The sequence below is a fragment of the Afipia sp. GW823-FHT06G09 genome (genome assembly GCF_058794875.1).
Window position 1 is genome coordinate 21,785 of record NZ_JBXAHF010000008.1, and the last position, 12,655, is coordinate 34,439.

Here is a 12,655-nt window from a genome sequence, read left to right on the forward strand (position 1 = left end):
CGGCGACGTCCGACGTCACCTGCGTCCAAAACTCGCGAAGCCGGTCAACTCGGGAGGCTGGCGGATTGCCCGCAATAATCGCAGCGTTAATCGCTCCAATCGAAATGCCTGCAATCCAATCCGGATGGATGTCGGCTTCGGCCAACGCCTCGTAGACGCCTCCTTGGTATGCCCCCAGAGCGCCGCCGCCTTGAAGAAGCAAAGCTATGCAATCGAATGTTGCGAGGTGCCGTTGAAACTGAAAGTTCATGGTTCGCGTGTGCTCTCGGTTCGCGATGCGCAAGCTTGCGTTCAGGCCGGTTCGGGACATGGCAAGCGTCGCAGTTCGCATTAATAAACTATACCGTATAGTTTTATTAACCTCAGATCAAGTAACCATCTTCACATGCTCGTGCTTCAGCTGTTTCGTCGCTGCGAATTCGTACTACCAGAGCGCGCCTGTGGGGCTGACGGACCGCGCCAAGAGTGATTTTCATGACCTCATTGCCTCCATTCTAGACTTGCGTCTCAAGGGCTGGCATCGGCGCGTTTTGCGCGAGAGTCGTGTTCGACGAATGGGTGTCATGCGCCGGATCAACCATCTCACGCGTTGGCTGGCCATCGCGGTGATCAGGGTGGATCCGGAACCACGCGACATAGAGCGCCGGTAGGAACAAGAGTGTCAGCAGCGTGCCGACGATGATGCCGCCCATCATCGCGTATGCCATCGGGCCCCAGAAGATCTCGCGCGCTATTGGAATCAACGCGAGACTTGCGGCGGCGGCGGTCAGGAGAATCGGCCGCATGCGATGCTCGGTCGCCTCCACAACAGCCTCCCAGGCCGGGCGCCCCTCCTTCCTCAGATCCTCAATCTGCACGATCAGGATCACCGAGTTTCGGACCAGGATGCCGATCAGCGCCAGCACGCCAAGGATGGCAACGAAACCGAGAGGCGCGCCGCTCGGCAGCATGGCCATAACGACGCCGATTACGGCAAGCGGCGCGACTGCAAACACCAGGAACAAGCGATGGAAGCTCTGCAGCTGAACCATCAAGACGGTAGCCATCACGAAGAGCATCAGTGGCACCACCGCCACGATGGGCCCTTGGCTCTTGGCGCTCTCCTCTACGGAGCCTCCGACCTTGACCGAATATCCCGCCGGCAGGTCCTTCTCGAACTCCGCTATCTTCGGCGCGAGCTGGTCCATGATCGTCTTCGGCTGAACGTTGTCGAGGATGCCCGCCTTCAGCGTTATAGTGGGAATTCTCGCGCGTCGCCAGATCGTCGGCTGTTCGAGTTCGTAGCGCAGATTGGCCAGGGCCCCGAGCGGCACCGACTGACCGCCGACCCCAGGCAATTGCAGATCGCGCAGCGTATCGATCGAGGCACGCTCGGCCGCCGTAGCGCGCCCTGTCACATTCACGAGGTAGATGCTGTCGCGAACCTTGGTAATGGGCGTACCTTCGAGCACGGAGCTCAATGCCGCAGCGATGTCTTCCGATGTTACGCCGAGCTGACGCGCCTTGTCCTGGAGAACGTCGACCTTGACGACACGCGCAGGCTCCATCCAATCGAACACAACGTGGCCGAGATCGGGATTGGTCCGGACGATGCCGGCGAGTTTCTGCGAGATATCCCTGACCTTTGCGATGTCTGGCCCGCTTACGCGGTATTGCACAGGACGTCCAACCGGAGGACCCACTTCGAGCAACTTGACGTAGGTGTCAGTGCCGGGAAACGTCTTCTGCAGATAGTCCTCGAACTGCGCCTTGACCCGGTCGCGCGCCTTGATGCCGCCCTTGGTCACGACGACCTGTTGGCCGAACCAGGTATTCGCCGTCTGCACATCGAATGACAGGAGGAACCGCGGAGCGCCAGTGCCGACATAAGTTGACCAGTGCTCGACTGAGCCATTGCCCTGCAACTGTTCGCGCTCAAAGCGCGCCATCTGCGCGTTGGTGTCTGAAATCGAGGCGTTCTGCGGCAAACTCCAGTCGATCACCAGCTCGCTGCGGTCCGAGGAGGGAAAGAACTGCTGCGGTATGAACTTCATGCCGAACAAGGCGATCAGGAAGGCCGCAACAGTCACCCCGATCGTGGTCCATCGGTGATGCATACAGAAGAAAAGCAAACGCGCAAATATTTGCGCCACCCGGCCCTTCTCATCATGATGGCCCTTCATTTTGGCAGGCAGGATAGCGACGCCGAGCAGCGGGGTGAACAGCACCGCGACGACCCACGACACGATCAACGACACCGCAATGACCACGAACAGAGTGAAGGTGAACTCGCCAGCATTGCTGCTGTTCAGTCCGATCGGAATAAAGCCGGCGACGGTCACCAGTGTGCCGGTCAGCATTGGAAAGGCGGTCGATGTATAGACGTGGGTCGCCGCCTTTTCGAGGGGATCGCCGATCTCAAGCCGGGCCACCATCATTTCGACGGCAATCATGGCGTCATCCACCAGAAGTCCCAGCGCGATAATCAGGGCGCCAAGGGAAATGCGCTGCAGGGAGATACCTGCATATGCCATCACGACGAAGGTAATGGCGAGCACCAGCGGGATCGCAATCGCGACCACCAGTCCGGCCCGCATGCCAAGACTGAGAAAACTGATTGCGAGCACGATGACCACGGCCTCGAACAGCGCTTGAGTGAAGCCCGAGACGGCCTCCTCGACAATGACTGGCTGATTGGCGGCCTGATGAACACCGACGCCGATCGGAAGATCGGCGATGATCTTCGACATTTGCTCCTTCAGCGCCTCGCCGAAGTGCAGCAGGTTCGCCCCGGACTTCATGCCGATGGCGAGGGCGATCGCGGGCTCGCCGTTGTACCTGAACAACGTCTTGGCCGGATCAACATAACTGCGCGTGATGGTCGCAACGTCAGTCAGAGGAAAGAAGCGGTCGTTGATGCGCAGATTGACCGCCTCCAGGCTTGCCTCGGAGGTGAACTGACCGTTCACGCGGACGCTGATCCGCTCGGGGCCTTCCTGGAATACACCGGACTGCGCGACCGCGTTCTGCCCCTGCAGGGAGGCCATGATGGAGCGAACGTCGAGACCAAGGGCCGCGATCTTGCGGGTGGAGAATTCGAGATAGATCACCTCATCCTGCGCGCCCAGAATATCCACCTTGCCGACGTCCGGCACGGTCAGGACCTTGGCGCGGATGTTTTCGACCTCATCGCGCAGCTGACGCTGCGTCAGGCCGTCGCTGGTGAAAGCGTAGATATTGCCGAACACATCGCCGAAGCGGTCGTTGAAGCCCGGCCCGATCACGCCTTGCGGGAAGTCACCCTTGATATCGGCGATCATGTTGCGCACGCGCACCCAGGTCGGCTTGACGTCCGACGCTTTTATCGTGTCGCGCAGATAGACAAAGACGGTGGTCTGGCCGGCGACCGTGACGCTCTTGGTATAGTCGAGCGATTCCAGCTCCTCGAGCTTCTTCTCGATCCTGTCGGTGACCTGGCGCGTCATCTCTTCAGGCGAGGCACCCGGCCATTGGGCCTGAATCACCATGGTCTTGATGGTGAAGTCAGGATCCTCCTGACGCCCAAGTTGAAGATATGCCCAAAGCCCTGCCGCCATGAAGGCGATCATGAAATACCAGACGAGCGAGCGATGGCCGAGCGCCCAGTCGGAAAGGTTGAACGACTTCATGGCTTCTGATCCTGTTCGATACGGACTTGCTGTCCTTGTTTGAGGCTGTGGATTCCGGCGGTCACGATGCGCGCGCCGGCAGCAAGCCCGCTGGTGACGCGGGCACCCGCTTGGTCGGTGGCAAGATCGACTTTTTGCAGCAACACCGTGCTCGTCGGCTGATCGACGACCCAGACGAAATTCGCGCCATCCTGGGCGAGCACCGCTGAGGCGGGGACGCGCAATGTCGGACTTTGCCTTTTGCCGAGCTTCGCCGTAATAGTCGTGCCTAAGCGGAAGCTTTCAGAGGGGTTGTTCAGTGCAATGCGGACCCGCCGCAGGCGCGTTGCGGGGTCTGCCTGCGGCGCGATCTCGCGAACCTTGCCTTCGACCTGAACCGCGGGGAGCAGCTGTAAGCCGACCGTGAATGGCAGGCCAATTTCTAGCGGCACCGGAAAATCTTCTCCGATATCGACCACCGCTTCCCTGATGTCGGGCCTCGCGACTGTCACGACACTTTGGCCAGGGGAGACCACCTGTCCGACCTCCGCACCCACCGCGGTAACGACGCCAGCGAAATCCGCCTTGATCTGGGCATAGCCACGTTGCTCGATGGCCTTGGTCAGGTTTGCCTGTGCGTGCGCTACCGATGCGTCGGCACCGGCGCGCGCCTGTTCGGCATTGTCCAGTGTCTGCTTTGTGGTGGCACCGGTTGTGATGAGGGCTCGCTGCCGCTCCTCCGTCGCCGTTGCAGTCGCCAGTTGCGCCTCGGCCTTCGTAAGCTCAGCCTTGGCCGAGCGTACCGCAAGCTCCAGAGCTGTGGCATCGATGACACCGACAGTTTGTCCTTCTCTGACGAGGTCGCCAACGGAGACGGGACGCCCGGTCAGACGTCCCAAGACGCGGAACGCCAGATTGGTCTTGTACTGCGGCTCAACAACGCCCACGGCGACGATGCCGTCCGTGCGGCTCGGCTCAAGGACCATCGACAGCACGGGTCGCACAGGCTCGGGCGCCTTCGAATCCTGCTGACATCCAGCCAGCACCAGCGAGGATACAAACGTGGCGGTCGCAATCATGGCGCGCTTGTTCATGATGAATCTCCCTCATATGTCACGGCCTGGCCAACGCTCAGCAGCTTGCCGCCATCGATAACAACGCGATCGCCCGGCTCGAGACCCGCCTTGATCAGCACTTCACGGGCTTCATAACCGCCGATCGTCACCGGCTGGAGCACAGCCGCTTTGGTCACCGGATCGACGATCCAAACCGCCGGCTTCGCTCCCGTCGCCGCTAATGCATTCCAGGGCAACGCAATCTGCTGTTGGGCTTTCGTTTTGATAGTCCCTGCAACGGCGCTTCCAAGCGTCATCGCTGCTGGTGAATCCTGGATGGCAACCTTGACGCGGATGGTCGCGCTCTTCCCATCGATCGCAGGAGAGACTTCCCTGACATGCCCGTTCGCCGTCACGGCCGTATCGGAGATAAGCGCCAAGGAGATACGGCTGCCGTCAAGATCGCCGAAGAAAAGCGATTCGTAGACGTCGAAGACGGCGTCCCGTTCACCGTCCTGTGCCAGCGAGAAAACGGGCTGCGCGGCCTGTACGACCTGGCCGACCTCCAAATTGCGCGCCGTGATCACGCCTGCCGCTTCGGCGCGCAGCGCGGTATAGCCAAGGGCGTCTTTCGACGTTCCAAGCGCAGCTTTTGCTGCCTCAAGCACGCCTTCTGCGGTTCGCAATCCCTCCTGCGCCTGATCGTAGACTGGCCGCGTGGTGAAACCGCTTGCGATCAGCGCGTTCTGCCGTTCGAAGGTTACCTTGGCCACACGCAGCTGGAATTCTGCAGCCAGCAACGCCGCGGTCGCGGCATCGACATCGGCCTGCTGCTCCGCTGGATCGAGCAGAGCCAGGACTTCGCCAGCCTGGACGCGGGCACCGACATCGACATAGCGTGCAAGCACCCGTCCGCTGACGCGGAACGAGAGGTCGGCGCGGAAGCGGGCCTGGATTTCGCCGGTCAGGGTGACCGAGGCTTGTCGGTCGCGCGGCTGCACGATCTCTGTGCGCACGATCGCGGGACGGGCGATGGGAGCAGCGGCGTGGTCGTTGCAGCCACTCAGCGCGATTGCGACAAGCGCGACCACAAGGCCTCCCGCACCACTCAACTTGCCCTTGCGCACGGTGCACCCAGTCACGACGACCTCCTCAGCTTTTGACGGCATTAACTACACTATACCGTATATTTTCTTTTAATTGCATTTCAGTCCCGGGCGTGTCAAGTGGGATCTACGCGCGCAATTTGACTAGGAGATCGTGATGGCGAAGACCAAAAGCCCGAAACGCGGCAGACCGCCCAAGGACCTTGCCGGCGACGTTCAGGCGCGGATTCTCGACGCAGCCCAGCAGCTCTTTCTCGAGAAGGGCTTTCGGAGTGCCAGCATCGACGATATCTCCGAGCTGGCCCCCGCGAGCAAACCGACCATCTATGCCCATTTCCCCGGCAAGGAGGCGCTATTCGCGGCTGTGGTGGCCCGGACCATCAACGGATTGACAGATTTTGAGGGGTTCGCGCCGACAGGCCGCACCATCCAGGAAAAACTCACCAATCTCGGCATTGAGATCGTGGAGAGATTTGTCGAGGACACATTGGATCTTACGCGCGCCACGATCGCCGAGGCGCGGCGATTTCCCGAGTTGAGCCGAAATGTTCACGACGCGGCGCGCGACCGCGCGGCTGGCGCAGTTTCGCAACTCTTGAACGAAGCAACGCAGCGAGCCGTGCGCACGTCAAAGGGACCTTTCAGCGCAAAGCGGAGCGTTGCGACCGCGCAAATGTTTATGGATCTCATTCTGCTTCCGATGCTCATGAGATCTCTGATGGGTGAGGAACTGAAGGATCTTAGAAGAGAGCTGCCGACGTTCTTGCACGAACGGGTCAATTTCTTTCTTGCAGCTTGTGCGGCGGACTGGAGGCCGTAAATCAGCCACAGACCCTGCTCGCTATCCTTACGCTGCAGCTTTGGTCGGCGATCGGGTCGATCGACCGACTCCACGGTACATGATGCAGGGCGCCTGCGCAGAAATCCATCATCTCGTCGAACGTGAGCCGAACGTTACCCGGATTGATCCGCGAAGGATTGAGATACCCGTCCATTGCTTCAAGCAGGCAATAGGTCAGCGACACCGGACTGGCTGGTCGAACCTCGCCGCTCGCCTGTCCGGCCGCGATGATCGGCCGCACAACGTCGCGGATCCGGTCTGCGTAGGAGAGCGCGACCGGCCAATTCTCACGTGCCGCAGCGGCCATTAGTTCGTGTAGCTGGCTGTCCGTCGCCAAGCGATGTTCATGAAGCTGCGAGATTGTTCTCAGGGTGGCCGCCAAGCGCTGCAGGGCCGAGCCGCCGCTGCGAGCCGCTTGGGCTGCGGCTGCGAACACCTCCTCGAACAACTCCGCTACGACCGCCTCTTCGAGAGCCCGCCTTGAGGCAAAGAAGCGGTATACGTTTGCCGGAGACATCGCGGTTTCGCGAGCGATATCGGCGACGGTAGTCTTCCTGTAACCGATCGCGCGGTAAAATTGAATCGCTGCATGCACAATCCGTTGATGGGTGCACGACGATCTGGCCTGGAGTATCCGCTCCTGCATCGCTGGCGACCTCAGCGCGGTCGGATTGTCTGCAATTCACATCGGCAGGCTTCGCCGAAGTCACGCAAGGGATCTATTTCCTCCATGAACTCAGGCAAGTCGACAAACTTGCGGTTCGGTGACAGGTAGGTTTCGATGATCAGGCGGCCTGCCCGCTCCGCGGCTTGAACCACTTCATCGCTGGACAGAATCCTCATCCGCCCGAGGAGCGCATACAGATTGACTAGTTGCGGAATCTCAGATTTGTCGTTGACGAGCGCGTCGGCATAGAGGCGAGAGGCTTCCTCGATGAAGCTTCGATAGAGCCGCTCGCGCTTGGAAATCGATTGGGTATGGTGGCGCTGGCGAAGCTTGCGGCGCCGAGCCACCCAGCCAGTCACGATCGTGGAGATGGCTCCGAAGGCCGAGCCTCCGAACGCGGCGAAAGCAGGAACATAAATCGTGTTCATGCGATTATTCCTCATCTCTTGCGCGGTACCGCAGCGATCCTGTGGTCCTGACCGAAGAATTGGCCGCTTCGTGCTCGAAGACGGCTCTGCAAGCATCGCTCAGGTCTGATTTTCTTTGCCTGAGACAGGCCTCCACATTTGTGGCGTCAGGAATGAAGCTGGCGCATAGCCGGAAGGCATCGGGCGTGCACGCGGCCCTCTGCTCGGAAGTGCCGCTGTTCTCCTGCGCAAAGGCAGCGTCGCCGCCAAACAAAGCCGCCAGTATGACGACTACGAATGTGTACCTCATCATAAGAAACCCCGGCTGAAGCAGTGTTTTTCGAACGGAAAACGCAGGCCTACGCTCCAACGTTTCCATCCTTAAACAGCTCGAATCTTTGCTCTTGACACAGCCCGTTGCCCGGGATGTATATGAACTATACGGTGTAGTATATTTACTAGGATGTCAACACTCTTCTGGTCGCTCGCAAGGGAAAATTCGGCTTGCGCTCGCATCCCTGGAGCTAGTCGTGAGTTTGTCTCTTGGGGACCGCGGCCAACATTCTTGCTGCTACGCCATCATGCGCCCTCGCACGCACCAATAGACCACCGGTTAGTTTTCACGGCCACTGGATTTAGCCATGTCGAAGAAGCGATTGTTAGCGATTATCTTCTTGTCCGCCACGCTTGCTGCTACGGGCGCAACAGCTCATGTCACCTATGACCCTTTGGATGTCGCAAATCGAGGCACCGCTGAACAGCGTGATCCCGAGGAGGCAGCGATTCGTCGCTTGCTCGAGCAATTTCGCGCGATGATACCGCTTAGTCAGGCGGTAGCGATCGCCGAGCATTTACATGCTGGTTCAAAGACTGCGGACGCTAACTTTGAGGTATCCGATCCGCCCATTTATCGAGTGCGGACGTTAAGAAATGAACGGATTTGGGAAAACGTCATAGATGCGAAGACCGGAAGCGTCACAGCAAGCGAAGTTTCGTCATTGAGGGAACTCGACAGAGAGTATCTGGGCAATATCATTGCCCTGAATTCAGTTGAGCAAGAGCTGTCGGACGCCGTACGCATCGCCGAGGAAACTACAGGGGGAAGCGCTCTTGCCGCAAATCTGATGAAACAGGACGGCAAACTCAATATTGTGGTCCTCGTTGCCAATGGAGATCGCTTGAAGGAGGTAGTGCTCGAGCCGTCCAAAGTCAGAAGGGGAAAGTCAGCACACTATTAGGCCGTCCGACAGCGCCGCCAACCCGCGCGCCCGGAACAAGGTCGTATGCCCTTCTGTCGGTTACGTTGCAGACCCTCATTCCATAACCGCTCAATTTGACGACCTTGAGGATTTGCGGGCCGCGCTCAACCATCACGCCCGAGAGGGCTACCGGCCCAATCGCGTCGCGGCGAGCCTTCGAACCGGACGCTCGCGCCTGATCGGCGTTCTGCTGCCGGACATCGCCAATCCGGTGTTCGCGCCGATTCTCGGCGGCATCACAGAAACCCTTTCGGCCGAATCCTATTCACCAATCATTGCCGATGCCGGTCAGGATGCATCGGTTCAGATCGCGTTCGTCGATAGTCTGCTGAATAAACATGTCGACGGATTAATTCTCGCGACCGTCTTCAGCGACGACCAGGTCGTCGGCTATTGCTTGGACCGCAATCTGCCCGTCGTACTCGTGAACCGCGCCGAATTCCGCGACCGTGTCTCGTCGGTTGTCTCCGACGATGAACGAGGCATGCAGCTCGCCGTGGATCATCTGGTATCGATCGGCCATCGAAAGATCGGTCACGTCTCCGGGCCGCTGCGCGTCTCGACAGGCGCATTGCGACGCGATGGTTTCGTGCGCGCGATGAAGAATCACGGACTGCCGGTCCACATCCAGGAAGCCTCGCAGTATACGCGCGACGCTGGAGCGGAACCTGCGGCCACGCTGTTGAAGAATAATCCCGGCATGACCGCCATCGTCGCAGCCAACGATCTTCTGGCGCTGGGCGCGCTGGACGCCGTTCACAAGCTGGGCCTGCGCTGTCCGGCCGATGTGTCGGTGGTAGGACACAACGACATGCCGCTGGTCGATCTGATCTCCCCGCCGCTGACGACGGTGCGCATCGGCCATCGCGAGATGGGACGAGGCGCGGCAAAACTTTTGCTCAGGGAGATCGAGACGCGGTCGGTCGCATCGGAACACATTGTCCTGCAACCGGAACTGATCGTGCGGGAATTGACGCGGCCGGTGTAATTCAGCGTGCTTGCTAAGCCTTATTCAGATGTCCTTCCGGACCGGCACTGAACCGTGCAACAAGAAAATCGATGAATAACCGGACCTTCACGGCGAGATGCCGCGTCGGAGGATAGATTGCGTAGAGTGTCAGCGGCGGCGCCTTGTAGTCGTCAAGAACGGTTCGTAGCTTTCCCAAGCGGAGAGCTTCGCCGGCGATGAACGTCGGCAACAGCGCGACACCACTGCCCTTCACAGCGGCATCTCGCAACACCTCGGCGTTGTTGGCGCACAGCAGCCACGACGGTTGAATCCAGTGATCGCCGTCTTTTCCTGTGAGCTTCCACTGATTGCCGGTCAGAAGGAAACCGTAGGTGAGCGCGGCATGATTGCGCAGTGCGTTCGGGTGAGCAGGAATGCCATGCTCTTCCAGGTACGACGGCGATGCACAGATGACGCGTTCGATTGGCGTGATCTTGCGCGCGATCAGGCTGGATGATTCCAGGTCCGCAATACGAAGTGTAACATCGAAGCCGCCCTGCACCGGATCGACCTGCTCGTCGCTGAGAACGAGGTGGATCTGGAGTTCGGGATTCATCTCCATGAAGTCGGCGATCGCAGGGCCAAGCTGCAGTGTTCCGAACGACATCGGCGCATTGACGCGAAGAAGCCCGCGCGGCGTGGATTGCAGATGCGCAACCGCCTGATCCGCGGCATCGACATCTGCCAGGATGCTCAGCGCACGTTCAAAATACATCTGACCGTTTTCGTTGGGACTGGCGTGGCGTGTTGTCCGGTTGAGCAGTTGAACGCCGAGGCTTTGCTCCAGTTCGCTGACGTATTTGCTGATCGCCGAGCGCGACAGCCGCAGTTGTCGTCCCGCCTCGGAGAAGCTGCCGAGCTCGACCACTTTGACGAACGCCCGAAGGCTGGCCAGCTTGTCCATGTGATTGATCCCCGAGAACGGCATTCGATGAGCCTGAAGACTGTCATCAAATCATAGACAGTGATGCCATGAAAGCGCGGATTGTCTTCAAATGAGAGCCGACCAATTATTCCTGCAACAGAGGCTGATCCGCCTCATACGCAGGAGAAGAAACCATGTCCGGCATTCACCACGTCACCGCAATCGCTGGTAACGCATTGCAAAACTACGACTTTTATACCCGCGCCCTGGGACTTCGCTTCGTCAAGAAGACCGTCAATTTCGACGATCCGGGCACCTATCACTTCTATTACGGGGACGAGGCCGGCAGCCCTGGCACGATCCTGACGTTCTTCCCGTGGGAAGGCGCTGCACCCGGCCGCGGCGGCGTGGGCCAGACCCAGCAGACCGCTTTCCGCGTTCCGGCACGGTCGCTCGGTTACTGGACGCATCGCTTCCTTGAGAAGGGCATCGCCCACGAAGCTCTGGAAAAGCGGTTCGGCGAGTCTGTGCTGCCATTCACAGATCCCGATGGCATGAGCCTCGCGCTTGTGGGCGTACCGGGCGCGGAAAACGAAGCGGGCTGGAGCAACGGCGACGTCCCCGCCGAGCATGCGATCCGCGGCTTCCATGGCGTCACGCTGTTGCTTGAGAACGCCGGCCGGACTGGCGCGATCCTGACCGACGTGTTCGGCTTCGAGGAAGCTGCGCGCGAAGGATCGGTGATCCGCTTCAAGGCACCCGGTCTCGCCACAGGCGGCGTGGTCGATATCTATGAGGCCAAGGGCTTCCTGCCTGGGCGGCAGGGAACCGGATCGGTTCACCACATCGCGTTCCGGGCGAAGGACGATGCCGATCAAGCCGGCATGGCGAAGAAGCTGATCGAGACGCACGGTCTGCATCCGACGGAGCAGAAGGATCGCAACTATTTCCGGTCGATCTACTTCCGTGAGCCCGGCGGCATCCTGTTCGAGATCGCAACCGATATTCCCGGCTTCGCCGTCGACGAACCGGTGGCAACACTCGGTCAGGATCTGAAACTGCCGAGGTTCCTCGAAGCCCACCGCAAGGAAATCGAGGCCGTGCTGCCTCCGCTTGGAAAGGCTGCGTAATGAGCAACGATCTGACCTTCACCCATCGCTTCGAGCCGGGAAACCGGCTCGAAGCACCACCGCTCCTGCTGCTTCACGGCACGGGCGGCGACGAGAACGACCTGCTGCCGCTGGGCAAGACGATCTCGCCGGGATCGGCACTGCTGTCGCCGCGCGGCAAGGTGCTCGAGCATGGCATGCCGCGTTTCTTCCGCAGGTTGGCCGAGGGTGTGTTCGACGAGGACGACGTTCGCCGACGCGCTGACGAGCTTGCGGATTTCGTGGAAGCCGCACGCGCCAAATACGGCATTGCGGTGCCTATCGCGCTTGGCTACTCGAACGGTGCAAACATCGCGGCTGCGATGTTGCTGCTCCGGCCGGATGTCCTTGCGGGCGCAATCCTGCTGCGTGCGATGGTGCCGCTGTCGCAACCGCCGCAGGCCGATCTCAGGGACAAACCGGTGCTGATCGTGTCAGGCAAGCTCGATCCGATCATCCCCGCGAGTAACTCGGCGCAGCTAGCAGCGCTGCTAACGAAGGCTGGTGCGAATGTTCAGCATCCGGTGCTGCCCACCGGGCACCAGTTGTCGCAAGCCGACCTGACCATCGGCCAGGAATGGATCAAGGCGGCTCGATTCTTGCAAATGGAGAGAGCGGGTTGAGCGTTTGAATAACAACGGCGAGGTACGTTCACGAAAGGCGCACCTCGCC

The 12,655-nt window shown here is 60.0% G+C and carries 11 protein-coding genes and 1 pseudogene; 5 read left to right on the forward strand and 7 right to left on the reverse strand.

What is annotated here, in order from left to right:
* Positions 1-7 precede the first annotated feature (7 nt).
* From AC1Q67_RS25075 to AC1Q67_RS25090, 4 genes and pseudogenes are all read right to left on the reverse strand, one after another.
* Positions 8-250 (reverse strand): annotated as a pseudogene (locus AC1Q67_RS25075) (patatin-like phospholipase family protein); the annotation flags it as partial.
* Between the two features lie 244 nt (positions 251-494).
* A complete protein-coding gene (locus tag AC1Q67_RS25080) occupies positions 495-3,647 on the reverse strand; it encodes an efflux RND transporter permease subunit (protein WP_492238003.1) in 3,153 nt (1,050 codons plus the stop codon).
* Positions 3,644-4,720, reverse strand: a complete 1,077-nt coding sequence (locus AC1Q67_RS25085; RefSeq protein ID WP_492238001.1) for an efflux RND transporter periplasmic adaptor subunit — start codon at positions 4,718-4,720, stop codon at positions 3,644-3,646. The genes AC1Q67_RS25080 and AC1Q67_RS25085 overlap by 4 nt, the downstream gene beginning before the upstream one ends.
* Entirely contained in the window at positions 4,717-5,823 is a 1,107-nt protein-coding gene (locus AC1Q67_RS25090) for an efflux RND transporter periplasmic adaptor subunit (RefSeq protein ID WP_492237999.1), read from the reverse strand. The genes AC1Q67_RS25085 and AC1Q67_RS25090 overlap by 4 nt, the downstream gene beginning before the upstream one ends.
* A gap of 121 nt (positions 5,824-5,944) precedes the next feature.
* On the opposite strand from AC1Q67_RS25090, the gene AC1Q67_RS25095 reads away from it, so the two are divergent.
* Positions 5,945-6,607: a TetR/AcrR family transcriptional regulator gene (locus tag AC1Q67_RS25095; RefSeq protein ID WP_492237997.1), complete on the forward strand. Its 663-nt coding sequence runs from the start codon at positions 5,945-5,947 to the stop codon at positions 6,605-6,607.
* Between the two features lies 1 nt (position 6,608).
* Here AC1Q67_RS25095 and AC1Q67_RS25100 read toward each other — a convergent pair whose 3' ends face one another.
* Entirely contained in the window at positions 6,609-7,274 is a 666-nt protein-coding gene (locus AC1Q67_RS25100) for a TetR/AcrR family transcriptional regulator (RefSeq protein WP_492237995.1), read from the reverse strand.
* 11 nt (positions 7,275-7,285) lie between these two features.
* Positions 7,286-7,723, reverse strand: a complete 438-nt coding sequence (locus tag AC1Q67_RS25105; RefSeq protein ID WP_492237993.1) for a hypothetical protein — start codon at positions 7,721-7,723, stop codon at positions 7,286-7,288.
* 620 nt (positions 7,724-8,343) lie between these two features.
* On the opposite strand from AC1Q67_RS25105, the gene AC1Q67_RS25110 reads away from it, so the two are divergent.
* Positions 8,344-8,940 carry a PepSY domain-containing protein gene (locus AC1Q67_RS25110; RefSeq protein WP_492237991.1) on the forward strand — a complete coding sequence of 199 codons (597 nt, stop codon included), beginning with the start codon at positions 8,344-8,346 and terminating at the stop codon, positions 8,938-8,940.
* Positions 8,941-9,052: 112 nt separating this feature from the next.
* A complete protein-coding gene (locus tag AC1Q67_RS25115; protein ID WP_492237989.1) occupies positions 9,053-9,949 on the forward strand; it encodes a LacI family DNA-binding transcriptional regulator in 897 nt (298 codons plus the stop codon).
* 13 nt (positions 9,950-9,962) lie between these two features.
* Here AC1Q67_RS25115 and AC1Q67_RS25120 read toward each other — a convergent pair whose 3' ends face one another.
* Positions 9,963-10,874 (reverse strand): LysR family transcriptional regulator, encoded by a 912-nt coding sequence (locus AC1Q67_RS25120; RefSeq protein ID WP_492237987.1) that lies wholly within the window; start codon positions 10,872-10,874, stop codon positions 9,963-9,965.
* A gap of 155 nt (positions 10,875-11,029) precedes the next feature.
* Here AC1Q67_RS25120 and AC1Q67_RS25125 point away from each other — a divergent pair, with 155 nt between their 5' ends.
* A complete protein-coding gene (locus tag AC1Q67_RS25125) occupies positions 11,030-11,965 on the forward strand; it encodes a ring-cleaving dioxygenase (protein ID WP_492237986.1) in 936 nt (311 codons plus the stop codon).
* A complete protein-coding gene (locus AC1Q67_RS25130; RefSeq protein WP_492237984.1) occupies positions 11,965-12,606 on the forward strand; it encodes an alpha/beta hydrolase in 642 nt (213 codons plus the stop codon). Before AC1Q67_RS25125 ends, AC1Q67_RS25130 begins: the two co-directional genes overlap by 1 nt.
* Positions 12,607-12,655: the final 49 nt, after the last annotated feature.

Excerpts from the sequence above, each read along its gene's own strand:
- AC1Q67_RS25085 (WP_492238001.1), bottom strand. The coding sequence starts at position 4,720 with ATGAACAAGCGCGCCATGATTGCGACCGCCACGTTTGTATCCTCGCTG.
- AC1Q67_RS25120 (WP_492237987.1), bottom strand. The coding sequence starts at position 10,874 with ATGGACAAGCTGGCCAGCCTTCGGGCGTTCGTCAAAGTGGTCGAGCTC.
- AC1Q67_RS25080 (WP_492238003.1), bottom strand. The coding sequence starts at position 3,647 with ATGAAGTCGTTCAACCTTTCCGACTGGGCGCTCGGCCATCGCTCGCTC.
- AC1Q67_RS25095 (WP_492237997.1), top strand. The coding sequence starts at position 5,945 with ATGGCGAAGACCAAAAGCCCGAAACGCGGCAGACCGCCCAAGGACCTT.
- AC1Q67_RS25110 (WP_492237991.1), top strand. The coding sequence starts at position 8,344 with ATGTCGAAGAAGCGATTGTTAGCGATTATCTTCTTGTCCGCCACGCTT.
- AC1Q67_RS25100 (WP_492237995.1), bottom strand. The coding sequence starts at position 7,274 with ATGCAGGAGCGGATACTCCAGGCCAGATCGTCGTGCACCCATCAACGG.
- AC1Q67_RS25105 (WP_492237993.1), bottom strand. The coding sequence starts at position 7,723 with ATGAACACGATTTATGTTCCTGCTTTCGCCGCGTTCGGAGGCTCGGCC.
- AC1Q67_RS25130 (WP_492237984.1), top strand. The coding sequence starts at position 11,965 with ATGAGCAACGATCTGACCTTCACCCATCGCTTCGAGCCGGGAAACCGG.
- AC1Q67_RS25125 (WP_492237986.1), top strand. The coding sequence starts at position 11,030 with ATGTCCGGCATTCACCACGTCACCGCAATCGCTGGTAACGCATTGCAA.